Source organism: Pyxidicoccus sp. MSG2, from assembly GCF_026626705.1.
In the GTDB taxonomy this organism is placed as follows: domain Bacteria; phylum Myxococcota; class Myxococcia; order Myxococcales; family Myxococcaceae; genus Myxococcus.
In genome coordinates this window covers 8,831,363-8,849,948 of sequence record NZ_JAPNKC010000001.1, presented here as the reverse complement: position 1 = coordinate 8,849,948, position 18,586 = coordinate 8,831,363, and the positions used below count along the sequence as shown (strand labels likewise).

Below are 18,586 nucleotides of genomic sequence, written 5' to 3'. Positions count from 1 at the left end.
GGAGGTCCTCAGCGGTGACAGCCGGAGCAGTCCGTGGGGGGCTGCAGGATGCGGGGGGCCTTCAGCGGCGCGGGCGCCGGGGGCTGGGTGGACATGGCGAGCAGCTCGCCGGAGCGCGGCGCGGAAGGGCTCGGCGCGAACACCTGCTGCGCCGCCGTCTTGCGGTGGCAGTCCAGGCACCAACCCATCGTCATGGGCTCCGCCTGCTCCACGCGCACCATCTCCTGCACCTTCCCGTGGCACGTCTGGCACTGCAGCCCCGAGGTGACGTGGCTGGCGTGGTTGAAGAAGGCGTGGTCCGGCAGGCGGTGGATGCGCACCCACGCAATGGGCTGGTTCGCCGCCACCGCGGCCGCCACCTTCTGGATTTCGGGCGAGTCCGTCTTCACCTGCGTGTGGCAGTTCATGCACACGCTGGAGGCGGGCACGCCGGCATGGCGGCTCTTCTCCGCGCCCACGTGGCAGTACTGGCAGTCCAGCTCGTACTGGCCGGCGTGCACGGCGTGGGAGAAGGCCACGGGCTGCTCGGGCATGTAGCCCTGCTGGTTGTTCACCGGGCCGCTGCACCCGGCCAGGGCCAGGGCCAGCAGCGCGCCCGCGTGGCCGGCGGCGCGGATGGGACGTGAGGGGCGGGTCGAGGCGTCGTTCATGGCGGTGGGCCGCGCGTCAGCGGGCGGTCTCCTCCCGGGGCGTGGCGAGCAGGTTCGACTCCGAGGCCGGCGGCACCAGCGCCAGGGCGGCCGCCTTCCGCGCGCGGGCGAACGGGGCCAGCGCCAGCAGCACGAAGCCGGCCAGGGTGTGGACCTGGAAGACGAGCGGCGCCTTCTCCATCAGCGTCGCGTCCGGCTGGAAGGCCAGCAGCGAGCGCAGGTACGGCACCGCGAGGTGGAGATACCAGGCGGAGCCCCAGCGCAGCGTCACGGCGATGTGCAGCCCCGTGAGCACCTGCGCCAGCACCAGCCCGAGGAAGCCGGCCAACAGCCACTGCCCCTCGCGAGCGCGACGCAGGGTGAGGCTCGAGAGGCCCCAGCCCAGCAGCATGCCGCCGATGAGACTCACCGCCTCCAGCGTGAAGAGGCGCGCCGGGGACGCGACGAAGGCCTGCATCGCCCGGGGCGCAGCCAGCCCCAGCAGGTGGTTGAGGATGACGGTGACACCGCCTGCCAGCACCGCGCGGCCCGCGGGCGTCCACGGCTCACGGGGGTCCGTGGCCGGCGTGCGCACCGTCACGCGGTGCACCGTGCCCGCCACGGCGGCGACGGCGGCCGCGTAGGGAAGGAAGGAGAAGAGGAGGGAGTCGCTCACGGGTGGCCTCGCACGAGCAGCGCCGTCAGTGGGCGCGCGGGTCCGTCCCGCGCGGCCCCCAGACGAGTCCGATGAATCCCAGCGCGGCGATGAGCCCGACGACGCCGAGGAAGAAGAAGTCCCTGTCCTTGCGCGGCCGGCTGCCGTCACGCGAGACGTCCGCGAGGTACGCCTTCACGGCGTATTGCTCCTCCTCCGTGAGGGGCGTCTTCGCGTACAGCTCGCGCATCAGCGGCGTGTCCAGCTTCGCCAGCAGCGGCGTCAGCCCCCGGTCTCCGAGGCGCGCGAAGGTGAAGGTGAGGTTGGGGCCCAGCGTCCCGCCACCCGCCACGCCCAGCCCGCGCACGTCGTGGCAGCCGAGGCACGCGGGGCCACCGTGGGACAGCGCCTGGGTGCCCTCGAAGAGCTGGCGGCCGCGGGCCACTTCCTCCGACGTGGCGTCCGTCCCCGGCTTCGCGGTGGGAGACGGCCTGCAGCTCCCCTTCCCCTTCGCGGTGCAGTCACGGAAGAAGGCGAAGAGGCCGGCGCGCTCCTCCTCGGAGAGCGCCTGGTCCGGCATGCGGACACCATTGAACTGCTTCAGCAGCCCGGTGGCCACCGCGTCACCGGAGTCGATGAGCGCGCCCGGGCTCTTCAGGAAGCGGGCAACCCACGCCTCGTCACGGCGCTCCAGCACGCCGTGCAGGTCCGGGCCCACACGGTCGCCCTCGCCCACCGAGTGGCAGCTCCCGCAGCGCTGCGCGAAGAGCTTCGCGCCCTGCGAGGCGCCTTGAGCCAGCGCGGCGGGCGCCACCAGCACGACGAGGAGCTGAATGACGGGGGCGAGCCCGCGCGCGGGCCTTCGTCCACCCAGGGCCTGTGTCCACATCGCCGCGTGCCCCTCCAGGAGTGGCCGGGCTCACTGCCCGGCACGCTGGAGCACGACTGCAATGAGGGGGCCAGGATGCCCGCTTGCCAACATGCGGGCAGACATCCGGACAGAGCCGCGAGGCCAGCGCAGCTTTTGCGCCGCGAGGCCCGCGCGAGCGCAGCATTTTCCCGACAGGGACGGTGCGCTCGCGCTACGTCAGCTTCACATCGCGGTGGTGGTGAACACGCCGCGGCCGATGGCCATGATGCCGCCGACGATGAAGACGAGGGCCAGCACCACGCCCATCAGGGGCAGCACGAAGCCCGGCTGGGGGCGGCGCCGGTTGACGGACATCGCCACCTGGGCCGTGGCGGCGGCGAGCACCATCATCACGATGTGGCCGATGAGCGCGGGGTAGTAGATGCGCGTCACCAGCACGAGGATGCCGAGCAGCACCTGGGTGTGCAGCAGGCCCGCGAAGGAGGCGCCGAGGATGCGCCCGCCCTTGTCGAAGGGTCGCTTCGTGGCGAGCCCGAAGGCGAAGTAGGCGAGGGCCAGCACCCCGGCGAGCAGCACCAGGTAGCGCAGCCCGGAGTGGGCGTAGAAGAACATTCGGTCCATGGGCCTCGCTGCTTAGCAACGCGCGGGGCGCCACGCACGTTTCACGACGGGTCTGCCTTGGGCGTCTTCTTCGTGCTGGCCGGCAGGGGCGGCTCGGAGATGAGCTCCTGGGAGGGCAGCTCGCCGGTAAGGCTCTTGAGGAAGGAGACCAGGTCGTCCACCTCGGCGTCCGTGAGCGTCCTCGCCAGCTGGTGCTTCGCCATCAGGCGCACCATGGTGGGGAGGTCCTTCACGCTGCCGTCGTGGAGGTACGGGCCCGTCTTGTCCACGTTGAGCAGCGTGGGCACGCGGAACTTGCCCCGGTCGTCCTCGTTCTTCGTCGCGTCGAAGCGGCCGGCGTCCGTGAGGCCCGGGTAGTCCTCCACCAGGCCGAGCTTCTGGAAGGACGTGCCGCCCACCGCCGGACCGTTGTGGCACGTGGTGCAGCCGGTGGCGGCGAAGAGCTGGAGGCCGCGCTGCTCCTGCTCGGAGAGCGCGTCGTGCCGGCCGGAGAGGTACTGGTTGAAGCGCGAGGGCGTGGTGAGCCGGCGCTCGAAGGCGGCGATGGCGCGCGCGGCATTGCCCAGCGACACCGGCTTCTTCTCGCCGGGGAAGGCCTCGCGGAAGCGGGTGGTGTACTCGGGGATGGAGGCCAGCGTGGCCACCACGCGCTTCTCGTCCGGCATGGCCATCTCCACCGGATTGAGGATGGGGCCCTGCGCCTGCGCCTCGAGCGTGTCCGCGCGCCCGTCCCAGAACTGCGCGATGTGGCCGGCGGCGTTGTACACGGTGGGCGAGTTGCGGGTGCCCTTCTGCCCCTTGTGCCCGTCCGACAGCGCCTTGTTGTCCACGCCGAACGTCGTCAGGCCGTGGCAGGTGTTGCAGGACACGTCGTGGTTCTTCGACAGGCGCGGCTCGAAGTAGAGCATGCGCCCCAGCGCCACCTGGGCCTCGGTGTCCTTCGGGGCGGGCTTCGCGTCCTTCGCCGGAGGCAGCGGGAGGAAGAAGTGGCCGAGCTGCTCGGGCGTCAGCGGCTTCGGCGCGCGCGGCTTCGCGACGACGGGATCCGCGACGGCGGGCGCGGGCATCGGCGCGGGCTCCGGGCTGCGCTCGCACGCGGGGAGCGTGGTGGCGCCCAGGGCGGACAACGTGAGGAGCGAGAGCAGGCGGTGTCGAAGCATGGGGCGGGACGCTAGCAGCAGGTGCGCGAGAAGCGTTTCGCGACGCAGTGTCGCACCGTCATCCGGGCTTTCCGTATCCATCAGCACACCCGGGGCCTGGAGCGCCCCCCTGCCCGTCCGGCGCACGCTCGGGCGGGCCATGGCTGCGGGGAGGCGGGCGCGCGGCTAACTCCCTTCCTCCAGGCAACGCCCCGGGCCTTCAGCGGACGCGCAGCGGGGCATCGGGCGCACGAGACTCCATGGCGGAGGAGGATGGATGCAGGACGACGGCAGGGATGAACCGGTGGATGCGGTGCGGGAAGTGGAAGTCCTCGTCTGCCGCAAGTGCCTCATGCGCGGTGGCGCGCGAGGCGGAGGCCTGGACCTGCCGCGCTGGCTCCAGGGTGCGTTCGCCGAGCGGGGCCTGTCCGAGCACGTCCGCGTCATGCCCACCGGCTGCATGAACCAGTGCCCGCGCGGGCAGGTCACCGTGCTCGTCACCAGCGGCGACGGCCGGGGCGGCGCCCTGTTGACGGTGGACCCGCGCCTTCAGCGCGAGAAGCTGGTGCAGCTCGTCGAGCGCAAGGCGCGGGGCACCGCCGCCGCTCCCGTGGAGGATGAGCGCGGTGCCGCGCCCGTCGAGGATGAACGGGGCAACGGTCCGTAGGCCCACGGGTGGGGACGCCGGCGCCTCACGTCCGAAGACGAACCGGTCCACCAGGTACGCCACGCCGAGCCCCGTGGCCGTGCCGACGGCGTCCCACGCGAGGTCCTTCACGGAGAAGCCCGAGCCTCCGCTCCGGGTGTCGTACAACTCCTTCCCCAGCCCGGCCCCCATCGCGAGCCCCGCGCCGGTGAGCCACCGCGCCGAAGGAGCTTCGAAGAGGAGCGCGCCTCCGGCATAGCCCGCGCCCGCGAGGACGGTGCACGCGGCGAAGTGCTTCGCCTTGTCCGCGCCGAGCCAGTCGTCACCGGCCGCGCCCAGGGCGGACGTGCCAGGCAGGACGAGCAGCAGGGCGAGGAGGGAGCGTCGCGTCGGTTGCATGCCCAGACATGTAGCACCACACGACCTGTCCGGGAGCCTGTCCTCGGAGTGAAGGGACGTCCCCTCGATTTGTGCGTTTTCGAGACGCGGCCCGCACATCGGCCTATGCTCCAGGTTGCGTGAAGAGACTCGGCCCCTCATTCACTTTCGAGAAGCAGCCCACCCGCCACCCCGGACTCGATGGGGCGCGGGGACTGGCTGTCTTTGCAATGGTGATGGGGCACACGCTGGACGCGCTGCTGACTCCCGCGGCGCGCGCGCTTCCCTGGGTGCAGCACTACTGGGCCTTCCGAGGCGTCACCGCGCCGCTGTTCCTGCTGGTGAGCGGCTGGGCGGTGGTTGCGGCGCTGGGGACGAAGCCCACGGCGGCGCGCGACATCTACGGGCGCCGCGTGCGCCGGGCGTTGCTGCTGCTGTTCCTGGGCTATCTCCTGCACTGGCCGGGCTGGGGCGCGGTGAGGGACCTGGGGTGGACGGAGCAGATGCTCACGCACGTCTTCGCCTTCGACGCGCTCCAGTGCATCGGCTTCGCGCTGCTGCTGGGCTCCACGCTGCTCGCGCTGGCGCCGGCGCGCTGGGGCCGGGCGGGGGTGCTGCTCGCGCTGGCGGTGGGCATCCCCCTGGTGAGCGCGGCCATGTGGCGCCTGGGCGCGGGGCTGCCCGGACCGTTGCAGCAGTTCATCGGCAGCGCCGAGGGCAGCCGCTTCCCCTTCTTCCCCTGGGCGGGCTTCTTCTTCGCGGGCGCGCTGGCCGCACACGCGCTGCACCTGCTGCGCCCGGGCTGGCCGCAGGGCCTCGCGCTGCTGGCGCTGGGGGCCGGGCTGCTCGGGCTGACGCAGGTGCTGCCGGCGGACTGGAACGCCGCGAGCCCGTGGATGGTGATGTACCGGGTGGGCCAGGGGCTGATGGTGCTGGGCGCCGTGAATCTGGCGCCGCGGCGGCTCAGTGGACTGCTGGCTCCGTTCGGTCGCCTGTCGCTGTGGGTCTACGTGCTGCACCTGCCGGTGGTCTACGGCTGGGCGGACATCACCGGCCTGGCGGGACACATCGGACCCACGCTGGGCGTCCCCGCCGCGATGGGTGTGGGCCTGGCGCTGCTGGTGGTCTGCACCCTGGTGGCCCGCGCCGGGCGCTGGGTGCGTGAGCAGGCGCGTCCCTGGAGGGCAGGCTCCACCACGCTGGAAACCAGCCTCGGCGGCACGCGCGTCGGCACGCGCGGCTGAGCTTCGCGCGTCCCCTCGTCAGTGACGCGGCTTGTCCTCGGTGAACTCCGCGTCCACCTCGGCCCGGGTGCCGCCCTGGCGCGAGCGCGGAGACACCTCGTCGAAGGTGCCCCCGGCGAACGGCCCCTGAGCCCCACCGAAACCGCCGAAGCCGCCCATCCCCACGGTGGTGACGCGCACGGAACCGTCCCGCACCTTGCGCTCCAGTGACTTGCGCAGCCGCGCGGCCACGAAGCGGCGTGTCGGAGAAATGAGCAGCAGCAACCCCACCACGTCCGTGAACACGCCCGGCGCCACGAGCAGCGCGCCGCCCACCAGCACCAGCGCGCCGCTGACGATGCCCTCCTCGGGTACCTGTCCCCGGGCCATGGACTCGCGCCAGCTCCGCAGCACGCGGCCACCCTCCCGCCGGGCCAGCCACGCACCCACCATGCCTGTCACCAGCACCATGGCGAGCGTGGGCAGGAAGCCCACCTCCCGGCCAATGGCCAGCAGCAGGTACAGCTCGATGAACGGCACCACGGTGAAGGCCAGCAGGAGGTACTTGAACACGCCCCCAACCTAACGCGCCGGGCACGTCCGCGCCGGACAACCGGCCCGGCGGCGCCTACCGCCCGCCGAGGTTCGACAGGAGCGAGTCCACCACCAGGTACAGGGCGAACAACACGCCGATGGCGATGAGGAAGAAGCGCCCGGACGGCATGAAGCTCCGCGACTCGCGCGCGGCCTCCGAGGGGCTCCCCACGCTCATCGCCCCGGAGACACCGGCCATGTGGCCCGCGTACCAGGCGGTGCGCATGTACTGCTCCACCACCACGCCGTCGTCATTGGCGGACAGCGAGCGGCCGAGCTGCGGGTCCACCAGCCGGGCCCCGGCCGCGGCGGCCAGCGTCGCCGCCTCGGTCACCACCTCCCGCACCAGGTCCGGCCGGTCCGACAGCGGCACGCGCAGCTCGGTGGCCACCACCTGGCCGCCCTCGCGCAGCTCGCCCACCTCCACGTCGCCGCCGCGCAGGTGCCACACGCGCAGCCCGTCCGGGCGGGCGGCCACCCGCCGCTCGGCCAGGAGGGCATCCACCCTCGCCGGCTCGTAGGGTACGCCCGGCGTCATCGTCTGGAGGAGCAACTCGTATCTCACGCGGGTTGCGAGTATACGCCGCGAACGCCATGCCCACCTCCCCCAAGCCCCCGAATCCCCACCGCGGTGGGAGGCCCTCCTCTCCACAGCAGGGCCGCAGCTCCCCGCAGCAGGGCCGCAACCGGCCCCACGGCCGCCCGGAGAAGCCCGCCCCGGACCGCACCACGCCGGACCTCGCCCCCGACGGCCTGCCCCAGGTCTCCCTGGTGCGCCGCGGCGTCGAGCGCTGGCAGGCCGGCCACCCGTGGATCTACCGCGCGGACCTCAACGGCGACCCGGGCCTCGCCGGCGGCGAGGTGGTGCGGGTGACGGACAGCCGCGGCTGGTTCCTCGGCAAGGCCTTCTATTCGAAGCAGTCCAAGATTTCGCTGCGCTGGCTCACCTTCGAAGACGTCGCGGTGGACGAGGACTTCTTCCGCCAGCGCCTCCTGGCCGCGGACGAATTGCGCCGCCGCGCGCTGCCGGGCGAGAAGACCTACCGCCTCGTCCACGGCGAGGCGGACGGGATTCCGGGCCTCGTGGTGGACCGCTACGGCGACTACCTCAGCGTCCAGTTCCTCGTGCCGGCGACGGAACAGCGCAAGGCGCTCTTCGTGGACCTGCTGGAGGCGCAGTTCCACCCGCGCGGCATCATCAACCGCTCGGACGTGGGCGTGCGCAACCTGGAGGGGCTCACCCCGGAGAAGGGCCTTCTGCGCGGCGAGCTGCCCGGCCCCGTGTCCTTCGACGAGGGCCTGGTGCGCATGCGCGCGGACCTGCTCGAGGGCCAGAAGACGGGCGCCTTCCTGGACCAGCGCGAGAATCACGTCATGGCGGCGCACTACGCCCACGGCGAGGCGCTGGACTGCTTCGCGTACGTGGGCGGCTTCGCGCTGCAGCTCGCCACGCGGGCGAAGACGGTGACGGCGATTGAAATCTCCGACGCCGCGGCCGCGCTGATTCGCGAGAATGCCGCCGCCAACAAGCTGTCCAACCTGGACGTGGTGGTGGCCAACGCCTTCGACTTCCTCCGCGACGCGGTGGACGACGGCAAGCACTTCGACACCATCGTCCTGGACCCGCCGTCCTTCGCGAAGAACAAGGACGCCATCGCCGCCGCGCTGCGCGGGTACAAGGAAATCAACCTCCGCGCCATGCAGCTGCTGCGGCCCGGCGGCATCCTCATCAGCGCGAGCTGCACGTACCACGTGGACGAGCAGGCCTTCGAGGACATGCTGGCCTCGGCCGCAGCGGACGCGAAGCGGCGCGTACAGATTATCGAGCGACGCGGCGCGGGGAGGGACCACCCCGTGCTGCTGAACCTGCGCGAGACGCGCTACCTGAAGTGCTTCGTGCTGCGCGTGCTCTGAGGAAACTTCAACCCGGCACGTCGAGCCCGGTCCGGCGAGACGTGCGAGAACAGCGGTGCCATGCGGACGCGGGACTGGGACGAGCAGGATGACGACTCGCCAGCGGGGGGCACCCGGGAGCGGGAGCGCGCACTGAAGGAGGTGCGCACCGTCTACCGCCAGGCGGACGCGGCGTACGCTCCCTTCTCCTGCCCGGCCAGCGGGGAGTGCTGCCAGCTTGCGCGCACCGGCCGCCAGCCCTGGCTGTGGCAACCGGAGTGGGACTTGCTGGCCAGGGGCCGCCCGCTGCCGCCCCCGCGCGAGGACGGAGGCTGTCCGTACCTGGACGCCGCGGGCCTGCGCTGCACCGTGTACGCGGACCGGCCCTTCGGCTGCCGCACCTTCTTCTGCGAGCGCATCCGCGGCCCGGCGAGACAGCCGGCCGAGACGGTGGGCGCGCTGCTGGAGCGCCTGGAGCGCATCTCCCAGCGCGTGGCGCCAGCCCTGAAGGCACCCCGTCCCCTGCTGGACTGGCACGCGGAGGCACGGGTCACCGCGGACACGGAGGCGCCATGATTCCGCGTCTGGATTCAGGGCTATGCCGCAACTCCAGAATACCTGTGTCACGTGCGTGCCGAACCGCGGATCGGGAAGCCCGGTGGAGTGATACACCGGTAGCCGGGCCATGGCGGGAGAGCGAAGCACGATGAGGACGGCAGGAAAGCGTCGGTGGCTCATCGCGCTCGTCGTCCTTGCCGGCTGTCGGGGCGCGGACGGCGCCGTCGTCAACGCGCTCATCAACACCAGCATCGCCATGGGCAGCGCCGCCGCGCAGCGCGCCGCGGGGGGCTGCTACGCCACCTGTCCCGTGGGCACCACGTGCGACGAGCAGACGGGCTACTGCATGCCCCTGCCCTGTCGCGGCCGGTGCCGCTCGGACGAGCGCTGTGTGGAGCTGGGGCTCGAGGAGCGGTGCGAGTCCCTGGCCCTTCCCGAAGGCGGGCTGGACGTGCGCCCCGCCCCGCCTCCCGCCATGCCCTCGGATGCTCCCAGGAAGGACCCGGTGCCCTCCCCGTGATTTCTCCCCGTTGGCTCGTCGCACCGCAGGAGTTCAAGGGCACCCTCACCTCCGCCCAGGCGGCCGAGGCGATGGCGAGGGGCATTCGCGAGTCCTCGCCGGAGGTGGTGCTGGACGTCGCGCCGCTGGCGGACGGCGGACCGGGCACGGTGGACGCGCTGCTGGCGGGCACGCGGGGCGAGCGCCGCACGCAGGTGGTGCGGGGGCCGCTGGGCGCGCCCGTGGAGGCGCACTGGGCGCTGCTGGATGACGGGCGCACCGCGGTGGTGGAGATGGCGGCGGCCTCCGGCCTGTCACGGCTGGCGCCCGAGGCGCTGGACGCGCGCAACGCCTCCACGTACGGCACGGGTGAGTTGCTGCGCGCCGCGCTGGACTCCGGCTGCGAGCGCCTCATCGTCGGGCTGGGCGGCAGCGCCACCACGGACGGCGGCACGGGCGCATTGACCGCGCTGGGCTACCGCTTCCTGGACGCCCAGGGACAGCCGCTGCCGCCTGGTGGCGCGGCGCTCTCGCGGCTCGTGAAGGTGGACGCGAGCGGACGGCACCCGCGGCTGGGGACGGTGGAGGTGCTGGGCGCCACGGACGTGACGTCTCCCCTGCTGGGGCCGGACGGGGCCGCGCACCTCTTCGGGCCGCAGAAGGGCGCGGACGCGGCGGCGGTGGAGGAGCTGGAGGCGGCGCTGGCGCACCTGACCTCGGTGGTGGGCGCGACGTCCGCCGGCTGGCCCGGCACGGGCGCGGCGGGAGGCTTCGGCTTCGGGCTGGTGGCGCTCGCGGGCGCGCGGCTGGTGCCCGGCTACGAATTGGTGTCGCGCGCGCTGGGGCTGGAGCGGCGCGTGCTGATGGCGGACGTGGTGCTCACCGGCGAGGGCCGCTTCGACCGGCAGACCTCGCTGGGCAAGGGCCCGGGTGGACTGGCGCGGCTGGCCCGCGAGCACGGCACGCCGGTGGTTCTCTTCGCCGGCTGCGTGGACCGCAAGGACGGGCTGGAGCTGCACCTGTTCCACGAGGTGGTGGACCTGTCGGCCCAGGCCCGCCCGGAGGACTCCGCCTCCAAGGCGCTCTGCGAGGCCGCGGCGCGCTGGTGCGCGGCGCGGCTCAAGAACGAGCGATAGCCCGGCCCCACCGGGCGGTTTTCAAAAGCCCGGCTCACTGCCCCACGGGGCGCACCGAGTCCAGCATCGCATCCCAGAACGCCACCTTCGCGTCCTCCTGGTCGAGGCTGGTCTCCAGCTCGATGGTGAACTTGGGATGGGTGCCCGAGTCCTCCTTGCCCGCGTAGCTCCACAGGAAGCGCAGCTTCTGCCGCTTCTTCTCGCTGGTGCGGAGGATGAGCTCCTCTCCGGGCAGCCCCGCCACCTTCCGGCCCCGGGTGCGCTGCGTGACCAGGTCCTCGTCCCCGCCCAGTGAGCTGCCACCATGCCCATGGTGTTGGAGAGCTTCTCCATCAGCCCCTGGCGCTGCACCTCCGCGACAGTCTCGGTGCTGAACTTCAGCTTGAGCCCCAGCGGGTGCCCCTCGAAGCGGCTCTTCGCCTCCTCCATCTCCTTCGTGGGCAGGGCGATGACGCCATGGCGCAGGTAGAACCAGTCCTTGCCGCGCGCGGGCAGGGGCTCCTTCGCGTCCCGGAGCTGGTAGCCGGCAGCCACCTCCGTCAGGCGCTTCGCCCACTCCGGCTCGCGGTCCAGGTCCCCGTCAATCTGCATCCACACGTCCACCGGCCCCCGGCCCATCAACCCACCCCAGGTGGACACCTCGGGCTGGTCGTACCGGTGGAAGAGCACCCCCCGGACCCCGACGGACTCGAAGGCGCGCTGCTCGCGGATGGTCCCCTGGGCGTCATCCGGCAGCTCGCGCTGCTCCTTGAGCGCGGCGATGCGCGCCAGGCGCTGCTCCCAGACGTGCTTGCGGGCCTCGTCGTCCGGCTTCTCCCAGAGGCGCTCCTCCAGTTCCACGTACCGGACCTGGAACGTGTCACTCACACGCGCCATGGACGAGGGCAGGTCCACGCAGAAGCGGCCCATGCACTGCCGGACGAAATCCTTGGAAGGCTCCTGGCTCATTTTCGATTCCTCCTGGGAGGCACTGCCGCGGGAGCAGGCGGCGAGCGCCAACCCCAGCACCAGCACCGCCGTGGTGCCCAGACCTCGCCCCGCACGGAAGCGTAAGCGCGTCATCATCCTTCAACCCACCTACTTGCCGATGCGCTTCTTGATCTTCGCCTTGCAGAACCCCTCGATGACCCGGAAGGTGTGCGCCTGCACGTCCTTGCTCTGGTAGGCGGGCTCGTGGGAAATGCCAGGAAAGGCCGTGTTCTCCAGCTTCATGGCCTTGCCGGAGGACTCGGGGACCGTCCCGTCTCCCGCCCCGGAGGGCAGCTGGAGCTTGACCTCCAGCTTCGCATCCCCGTTGGAGATCTCCGTCTCGAAGCCACCGCGCAGCTTCCACGTGTCCGTCCGCTTGAAGGCCTCGAAGCCGAGGACGAACGCGGCCGTCACCCCGCCCCGCAGGGAGGCCCGGAGCACCTTCAGGGCAATCAGCGAGTACTCGCCGGCCTTCTTCAGCCACCCGTTCCCGGACAGCTTGTACACGGCGCGGTCCGTGGTCGGGTGGGCGTCGGTGGAGCCGTAGAAGGCCTTTGCCGTGTAGTTGGGTTTCAGCCCGTTCTTCTGGTGGTAGGCCTTCGCCACGGCGACGCGGCGCGTGTAGCCGGACCAGATGGTCTTGTCGGAGAAGCGCGGGTCCTTCTTGCCGCCCGGGTTCAGGTGCTCGGGGTTGAGCAGCCGCCAGTACGCGTCCTTGTTCTTGTAGATTTCCTCGTACGGGTCGCCGCTCTTGGGGAGCGAGTCGATGAGGTTGTCCTCTTCATCCCAGAACTGCAGCCACCTGGCGGAGCCGTCATTGGCCGTGTAGTCCATGCTCGGCAGGAGCTGGAGCCCGCCCGGCATGTTGCCCAGCAGCGCGGTGACTTCCTCTCCGTTCGTGCCGAGCACCCAGCTGCCCACGTAGTCACCGGCGAACTGGGCGATACCCGACAGGCTCTTCTTCATGTGCTGGGGCCGCTCGAAGCCGGCCTTCATGCGCCAGTAGGCGGCGGCGGCCCCGGTGACGGGCTGGACGCCGTGGAGCACGCCGAGGACCTTCGAGTTCGCGCCATGCTCCAGGCAGGCCGAGCGGGCCACCAGCCCGCCCATGGAGTGCGTCACCAGGATGACCTGCTCGCAGGGCGCGTTCTCCGCGATGACCTTGTCGATGAAGGCCTTGAGCTTCTTGCCGGCGGCGGAGTTGGAGGCCGTCCAGTTGTAGCCGAAGGCATAGACGGGCAGGGAGAAGCTGGCGCCGACCGACTTGCTCCACTTGCCGGGGGCCTGCCCCCGCTGGTGGAGCGCCGTCAGGATGGTGCCATAGCTGCTCCATGACACGGAGCCCCACCCCCGCGCGGCGGCATCGTTGAAGCTGGCGAGCTCGAAGTCCTCGTTGTGCTCGGCGTCGTCCTCGTAGGGCTCGAGGAAGGTCTCCTTGAACTGGGAGCCGACGAGCATCTTCTTCTTGCCGGCCGGGCCCGTCGTGACGAGCCCGTAGTTCCAGAGCATGAAGCCCTTGGCATCCGGGTCCCAGACCTTCTCGCCCGACTCGTTCTTCAGCCGGGTGCCCATGATGCCCGGCACGAAGATGATGGGGATGGCCTCCGTCTTGACGGCAATCTTGTTCTTGGCGCCCTGCTTCAGGCCCTTGATGCCCTCGAAGAGCTCGGGCCACTGAATCTCGACGTTGTTGTCGTCCGACATTGGGTTCTCCCGGGCTCAGCTGGCGCTATCGAGGTCCTTGACCAGGTCCGGCAGGGACATTTCCGCCGCCCCCGGCTTGGCCTCGGCCACGCTGCCCATGCCTCCGCCCATCTTCCCCGACTTCTTCGAGCCGTCGGCCAGCTTGACCTCGAAGGACTGCCCCTCGAGCGACATGCCATTGGGGAACTTGACGCTGGCGGCCACCGACTTCTTCAGCTCCGCGTCGGTGAGGGCGTCGATGTCCTTGTTCTTCACGGACTTGTCCGAGAGCGAGCCGGCGGCCTCCATCTTCACCTTGCCGCCCTTCACCTTGATGTCCGAGCCATCCAGGGTGAGCGTCTTGGCGAAGAGCTGCACGTCGCCGGACTTCTTCATGCTGAGGATGAGCTTGTCATTCACCACCAGGGAGAACGTGTCGGCCTTGAGCTGGAACTCCTTGGCCAGCGCCGAGGTCGGCTCCTTGATGGTGAGCTCGAACCTGGCGCCGACGTCGACCTTGACGTCCTTGCCCACCGTCTCCGTGAGCTGGCCCTTGACCTCGGTCTTGAAGTCGCCGCCGACCTTGACCGTCTTTTCCTTCGAAACAGTCTCCTGCCGGGTGCCGACGACGAACTCCGTGTGGGCCGCGCCCACCTCGAGGGACCGGACGCCTCCGGTGGCCTCGTTCAACGCCAGGGCGACGTTGACCAGGTAGGAGCCGCCAATGGTGACCGCCTTGGCCGCGCCGACGTTCTCCATCGCGCCCTGGGCCACCGAGGCGGTGATGTTCTTGCCCACCGTCATGGCCTGGTTGCCGTCCACGGCCTCGTCGTGGCTGCCGCTCGTGGTGGTGTCGCGGTTCTTCTGGACGAGCAGCGTCTGGTTGCCCTCCACCACGCCCACGTCGTTCATGACGACGCGCAGTTCCTGGTTGCCCTCCACGGTGCGCTTGCGGTCCTTCTTCACCAGCAGGTCCTCGAAGCCGCGCACCTCCTGGGCCTTGTCATTCTCGGTGAGCAGGTCCTCGTCCTTCTGGGCGTGGGTGAAGACCTCCTCATCACCCGTCGAGTCCTCGATGCGCACCTCGTTGAAGCCGTCGCTGCCCAGGCTGGAGGCGCTCTTGCGCGTGGACTTCGTCTTCTCGTCCGGCAGCGCATACGGCACCGTATTGGTACCGTTGTAGACGGCCCCCGCCACCAGCGGCCGGTCCGGGTCTCCCTCCAGGAAGCGGACGATGACCTCCTGGCCGATGCGCGGCAGCCACACGTCGCCCCACGCCGGGCCGCCCCACGGCTGGCCCACGCGCACCCAGCACGAGGACTTCTCGTCCTTCTTGCCCTCGCGGTCCCAGTGGAACTGCACCTTGATGCGGCCGTGCGAGTCGGTGTGGATTTCCTCGCCCGCCGGGCCCGTCACCGTGGCCGTCTGCGGGCCGGCAATCTGCGGCAGCGGCGTCAGCCGGCGCGGACGGAAGGGCACCGCCTTGGGCAGCAGGTGGAACTGGTTGCGGTAGAGGCCCTGCAGGGACTCGCTGCCGCCCGACACGTCCGACTGCACGCCCGAGTGCACCACCTCGGTGATGACGTACTCGCCCGCGAAGGTGCCGTCCCCCGCCGTGTCCAACTCCAGCACGAACCCGGAGTCAGCCGCGGCGCAATCGCCTCGCCCGTCAGCGTGCGGCCACCCACGCCCGCGGCTTCCGTGCGCACGCCCGCCGCCGCCTTGCCCACCCCCGGCGCCACGTACCCGGCCGGGTAGTCGTAGATTTCGAGCGCCGTCAGGCCGTCGGCCGCCTTGCCCTTGCCGGAGATGTCCATGGCGGGCTTCTCGAAGTCGAAGTCCTTCAGGTGCACGGCGCCGGGGCGCAGCCGGTGCACCACCTCCAGCGCGAAGACGAACTCGCCGTCCACCGCCTCCTTGCCCATGCGCGGCCGCAGCGGCAGCGTCTGCCCTTGCGGCAGCGGCGCGTGCGCACTGGGCTTGTCCCCCAGCACCAGCGTGTGTCCCGAGTCCGTGTGCTCGAAGAAGTAGAAGATGCCCTCCCACTCCATCAGCCGGCTGACGAAGGCGAAGTCACTCTCGCGGTACTGCACGCAGTATTCGCGCGCCGCATAGGTGCCGGAGAGCGCCAGCCGCACCTCCACCCCGCCCTCGCCCAGCACGGCCTTGAGGATGTCCGGCACGCTCTTGTTCTGGAAGATGCGGCTCTTGTGCACCTGGGACAGGCGCCACAGCTTCGGCACCACGTGGGCCCGGTAGCGCCGCCGGCCCGTCTTCATCCCCAGCGACTCCACCTCGCGCACCTGGCCGTGCACGTAGCGCGCGTCGCTGTCGCGCACCGACAGCGTCACCAGCGCGTCCTTCCCCACGAGGTCCGCCACCACCAGCGGCTCGCCGTCCTTCGTGAAGAAGTCCACCCGGAAGTCGTAGAGCCGGCTGATGCCCTCCGTGCCGGACACTCCGGAGACACTCAGGTCGTCGGGGCCATGGGCACCGAGCTGCACGGAGAACGCGGGCTCACTGTGTCGAGACATGACTCCCCCTTCGCCGGCGGAGGACCTTCACCGGCGGCCGGGAACGGCGGCGGAAATTCTACCATAGGGGAGACACCCCGTATGTATCCCCGGGACCCGGGGAGGAATCAGCCGTCGAGCGGCTCCGTGGTCTGCACCACCCGCATGCCCGCCGCGCGGAAGTCCCGCAGGGCCGCGTCCGCCACGCGGGGGAAGTCCAGCGCGGGGGGCAGCGGCTCCAGCGGAGGCGCCGGCACGGGGCTCATGGCGTCCTCCAGGATGAAGACGCGCCCCATCTTCGAGCGGTCCGTCCGCTCGATGTGCTGCCGCAGGTCCTGCAGCGTGGACAGCACGCAGTGGGACTTGGCCTGCCCGAAGACGTACACGCGGTCGAACGACATGAGGTGTTCGAAGAGGCGCGTGTTGAACCCGCCTACCTTCTGCCCCTTCACCTCCGTCACCTCGGGGGAGAGCACGGAGTAGTTCTCGGTGAGGGGGTGCTCGCCCTTGAGCTCGAACCAGGTGGGCGTGTCGCGCACCAGGGCGTGGAAGAGGCTGGCCTCGTAGACGGCGGGCACCAGCGCGTGGCTCAAGCCCCCCAGCAGGGCATGGAAGGGCCAGATGGTGAGCACGTACCGGCCGGTGGCCTCCAGCCGCTCGCAGTAGGCGAGGCTCTCCTCCGGGAAGCGGGTGGCCTGCCAGCGACCGGCGCGCACGTCGGCCGCGGTAATCACCGACAGCGGCGCGGGAGGCCGCCCCTGCGCGTCGCGCCACCAGGCGGGGTGGAAGATCTGGAACGCGCGGTGGGTGTCGAGCGAGAACACCAGCTCGGTGATGCGGTCCAGGTGCGAGTAGAGGAAGCGCAGCGCGCGCTGCGTGTCCTCGACGGCGCCGGGGACGAAGAGGCTGGCGCCGGGAGTGCAGAAGGCCACCTGCACGTCGATGCCGAAGGCGGCGATGCGCAGCCCGTCCTCTCGGGCAGGACGGATGCGGTGCTCGGCGGCGTAGCGGCGGGCCTCCTCGGCCACCTCCGCGCCGCGCTCCAGGTGGAGCTGGCCGGCGCGCGCGTCCTCGTGGAAGCGGGGCATGGGCAGGGGCATGGCGTCCTCTCTAGCGGCCCTTGGGGAAGTTGCGGCGCGTCAGCTCTTCCACGAGCTCTTTCGTGGCCGGGGTGTAGGCGATGCGCGCGTCGGCGGAGGGCTCCTGCGCGCCGATGAGCGACGGGGCCTCGGCCGCGCTGTCCATGAGGGGGAAGTAGCCCTCGGGCACCGGCTCGCCCTCCTGGCCGACGAGGCCGATGGGCCCCGAGCCATGGCGGCGGCGGAAGATGACGGGCGTGCCAGGGATGCTCTGCTTGCCTTCCGCCAGCTCGTTGCCGAACTTCATCACCGGGGTGCGGCCCGTGCTGGACAGCTTGTAGATGGCGGCGACGCGGTCTCTCGTGAGGGAGCAGTCCATGGTGCGGGCGACGATGTGGCCGCCGTAGCCGTAGAACTGCGCGGACGGCTCCCAGCCCACCTGGCGCCGCAGGTCCTCGAACTCGAGCGTGGCCTGGGCGTCCAGGCCGTCCTCGAGGATGTTGACGGGACGGATGCCCACGTCGCGCGCGCGTGTCACGGCGTAGAGGTACTGGAGCTTCTTGTTGCCCGAGTCGAAGCGGATGGAGTCCTGGGCGCTCGGGTCCTCACGGATGAGCTGGAAGGCGGCGGGGATGCCGGAGGTGAGCGTGTCGAAGGTGTCCAGCAGGTAGCTGGAGCGGCCGGGCCGGCGCTCGCGCATGGCGCGGAAGGCGGCGTCGTCCGAGCCGTAGCGCTGCACGTGCTCGTGGCCCATGGTGCCCACGGGAATCATCCCCAGCCTGCGCGCGCCCTCGACATTGGAGGTGCGCTGGACGCCGGCCTCCTTGCAGGCGCGCAGGGCCAGCTCGTGGTGCTCCATGCAGGTGGCGGCGCGCAGGCCCACCTCGAAGATGCGGGCCGGGTCCTCGACGATGTCGATGAGCTCCTGCACGGTGGCGCGCACGCGGCGCAGGTAGCCCTCGGTGTCGACGGTGATGGGGACGGGCTTCACCCCGACGGCGTCGAGCGTCTCCAAGGCGATGGCCTTCTGCTCCTCGCAGGTGACGGTGGCGAGCGCGCTGGCGAGCGCCTCACGGTCCGCGAGCGCCTGGGTGGCCACCTGGATGCGGTAGTTGAGTTGCAGGAGCAGCGGCTCTACCCATGACACGAGGGCGGAGGGGCCGGTGAGGGTGAGGATGGGCTCGCGCGGGTAGAAGAGCGCGCCGCGGGGAATCGCGCGGACGGTGAGCTTCTCCTTGCGGAGGATGGCGGCCTTGAAGCCGACGCCCATCTCGTAGTCGTAGCGGGCGAGGAACTCGTAGTCCTCGGGCTTCGGGTCGGGGAGCAGCGCCTTGACGTAGGCGGCCAGGTCGAGCGGCATGACCTGGAGGCCACCCTTGCGGTGCGAGTAGTAGAAGGTCTCCTGGCGCAGGGGCCAGCCCGCCTCCGCCATGCTGAACTTGTAGCCATCCGTCGCGAGCAGCGAGGTCGCCATCCTGGGTGTACTCCTCCGTGTAGGAG

18 protein-coding genes and 1 pseudogene are annotated in these 18,586 nt (G+C 71.0%); 6 read left to right on the top strand and 13 right to left on the bottom strand.

Annotated elements, in window-relative coordinates; all coding sequences use genetic code 11:
• Positions 1–8: 8 nt before the first annotated feature.
• From OV427_RS34690 to OV427_RS34665, 6 genes are all read right to left on the bottom strand, one after another.
• Positions 9–650, bottom strand: coding sequence for a cytochrome c3 family protein (locus OV427_RS34690; protein ID WP_267860500.1), 642 nt, complete (start codon positions 648–650; stop codon positions 9–11).
• 16 nt (positions 651–666) lie between these two features.
• Positions 667–1,305: a respiratory nitrate reductase subunit gamma gene (locus tag OV427_RS34685; RefSeq protein ID WP_267860499.1), complete on the bottom strand. Its 639-nt coding sequence runs from the start codon at positions 1,303–1,305 to the stop codon at positions 667–669.
• A gap of 25 nt (positions 1,306–1,330) precedes the next feature.
• On the bottom strand, positions 1,331–2,173 hold the full coding sequence (locus OV427_RS34680; protein ID WP_267860498.1) for a c-type cytochrome: 843 nt from the start codon (positions 2,171–2,173) through the stop codon (positions 1,331–1,333).
• Positions 2,174–2,377: 204 nt separating this feature from the next.
• Positions 2,378–2,776 carry a hypothetical protein gene (locus tag OV427_RS34675; RefSeq protein WP_267860497.1) on the bottom strand — a complete coding sequence of 133 codons (399 nt, stop codon included), beginning with the start codon at positions 2,774–2,776 and terminating at the stop codon, positions 2,378–2,380.
• Positions 2,777–2,817: 41 nt separating this feature from the next.
• Positions 2,818–3,936 carry a cytochrome-c peroxidase gene (locus tag OV427_RS34670; protein ID WP_267860496.1) on the bottom strand — a complete coding sequence of 373 codons (1,119 nt, stop codon included), beginning with the start codon at positions 3,934–3,936 and terminating at the stop codon, positions 2,818–2,820.
• Between the two features lie 199 nt (positions 3,937–4,135).
• A complete protein-coding gene (locus OV427_RS34665; protein ID WP_267860495.1) occupies positions 4,136–4,960 on the bottom strand; it encodes a YfiM family protein in 825 nt (274 codons plus the stop codon).
• Positions 4,961–5,031: 71 nt separating this feature from the next.
• Between OV427_RS34665 and OV427_RS34660 the strand changes: the two genes are divergently transcribed.
• Complete coding sequence (locus tag OV427_RS34660) at positions 5,032–6,183, top strand: acyltransferase family protein (protein ID WP_267860494.1); 1,152 nt, start codon at positions 5,032–5,034, stop codon at positions 6,181–6,183.
• An 18-nt stretch (positions 6,184–6,201) separates the two neighbouring features.
• Here OV427_RS34660 and OV427_RS34655 read toward each other — a convergent pair whose 3' ends face one another.
• Together OV427_RS34655 and OV427_RS34650 are read right to left on the bottom strand one after the other, a co-directional pair.
• Positions 6,202–6,735 carry an FxsA family protein gene (locus OV427_RS34655; protein WP_267860493.1) on the bottom strand — a complete coding sequence of 178 codons (534 nt, stop codon included), beginning with the start codon at positions 6,733–6,735 and terminating at the stop codon, positions 6,202–6,204.
• Positions 6,736–6,790: 55 nt separating this feature from the next.
• A complete protein-coding gene (locus OV427_RS34650) occupies positions 6,791–7,321 on the bottom strand; it encodes a hypothetical protein (protein WP_267860492.1) in 531 nt (176 codons plus the stop codon).
• Between the two features lie 29 nt (positions 7,322–7,350).
• Here OV427_RS34650 and OV427_RS34645 point away from each other — a divergent pair, with 29 nt between their 5' ends.
• The 4 genes from OV427_RS34645 (at position 7,351) to OV427_RS34630 (ending at position 10,842) form a co-directional block, all read left to right on the top strand.
• On the top strand, positions 7,351–8,670 hold the full coding sequence (locus tag OV427_RS34645; protein ID WP_267860491.1) for a class I SAM-dependent rRNA methyltransferase: 1,320 nt from the start codon (positions 7,351–7,353) through the stop codon (positions 8,668–8,670).
• 60 nt (positions 8,671–8,730) lie between these two features.
• Positions 8,731–9,225 (top strand): YkgJ family cysteine cluster protein, encoded by a 495-nt coding sequence (locus OV427_RS34640; protein WP_267860490.1) that lies wholly within the window; start codon positions 8,731–8,733, stop codon positions 9,223–9,225.
• Between the two features lie 130 nt (positions 9,226–9,355).
• Complete coding sequence (locus OV427_RS34635; RefSeq protein ID WP_267860489.1) at positions 9,356–9,727, top strand: hypothetical protein; 372 nt, start codon at positions 9,356–9,358, stop codon at positions 9,725–9,727.
• Positions 9,724–10,842: a glycerate kinase gene (locus OV427_RS34630; protein WP_267860488.1), complete on the top strand. Its 1,119-nt coding sequence runs from the start codon at positions 9,724–9,726 to the stop codon at positions 10,840–10,842. The genes OV427_RS34635 and OV427_RS34630 overlap by 4 nt, the downstream gene beginning before the upstream one ends.
• A gap of 34 nt (positions 10,843–10,876) precedes the next feature.
• On the opposite strand, the gene OV427_RS50870 is transcribed toward OV427_RS34630, so the two are convergent.
• Positions 10,877–11,086: a T6SS immunity protein Tli4 family protein gene (locus tag OV427_RS50870; RefSeq protein ID WP_420718305.1), complete on the bottom strand. Its 210-nt coding sequence runs from the start codon at positions 11,084–11,086 to the stop codon at positions 10,877–10,879.
• Positions 11,087–11,146: 60 nt separating this feature from the next.
• Between OV427_RS50870 and OV427_RS50865 the strand changes: the two genes are divergently transcribed.
• A complete protein-coding gene (locus OV427_RS50865; RefSeq protein WP_420718304.1) occupies positions 11,147–11,311 on the top strand; it encodes a hypothetical protein in 165 nt (54 codons plus the stop codon).
• Between the two features lie 608 nt (positions 11,312–11,919).
• Here the strand turns inward: OV427_RS50865 and OV427_RS34620 are convergent.
• From OV427_RS34620 to OV427_RS34605, 4 genes and pseudogenes are all read right to left on the bottom strand, one after another.
• A complete protein-coding gene (locus OV427_RS34620; protein WP_267860486.1) occupies positions 11,920–13,515 on the bottom strand; it encodes an esterase/lipase family protein in 1,596 nt (531 codons plus the stop codon).
• A 15-nt stretch (positions 13,516–13,530) separates the two neighbouring features.
• A pseudogene (tssI, locus tag OV427_RS34615) lies at positions 13,531–16,028 on the bottom strand (type VI secretion system tip protein TssI/VgrG).
• Between the two features lie 107 nt (positions 16,029–16,135).
• A complete protein-coding gene (locus OV427_RS34610; RefSeq protein WP_267860485.1) occupies positions 16,136–17,107 on the bottom strand; it encodes a nicotinamidase in 972 nt (323 codons plus the stop codon).
• 10 nt (positions 17,108–17,117) lie between these two features.
• Positions 17,118–18,560 (bottom strand): nicotinate phosphoribosyltransferase, encoded by a 1,443-nt coding sequence (locus tag OV427_RS34605; protein ID WP_267860484.1) that lies wholly within the window; start codon positions 18,558–18,560, stop codon positions 17,118–17,120.
• Positions 18,561–18,586 lie beyond the last annotated feature (26 nt).